Origin of the sequence: Edaphobacter sp. HDX4 (genome assembly GCF_036877565.1) — a bacterium.
Lineage (GTDB): Bacteria > Acidobacteriota > Terriglobia > Terriglobales > Acidobacteriaceae > Edaphobacter.
The window spans coordinates 1-254 of record NZ_JAEDXW010000089.1; the positions used below are offsets into that span (position 1 = coordinate 1).

1 protein-coding gene is annotated in these 254 nt (G+C 57.5%); it reads right to left on the reverse strand.

Annotated features, from left to right (window positions below; all coding sequences use genetic code 11):
* Window positions 1–127, reverse strand: a 127-nt coding sequence (locus tag JAO29_RS23720) for a polysaccharide biosynthesis/export family protein (RefSeq protein ID WP_442886482.1), incomplete at its 3' end; no start/stop codon positions are given.
* Window positions 128–254 lie beyond the last annotated feature (127 nt).

Consider the following 254-nt stretch of genomic DNA (forward strand, 5'->3'; position numbering starts at 1 on the left):
GGTACATGCCTGCCGCGATCAGGGTATCTGCAATCAGCTTTTGGGCCTCCGCGATGGTCAATCCCTGTACGTGCAGGGTTCCAATAAGCGGAAGCTGGATGGAGCCATCAAGGCTCACTCTCACCATGGCCCATAATCGCTGGCCGGATAGAGATGAACAACAATCAGGTCACCCGGGAAGAGCCGCAGATCGTGCTTTGGCGGATACAGGATTGTGGGGTCGGTCGTCAGCGTGACCGGTTCATTGAGCGCGC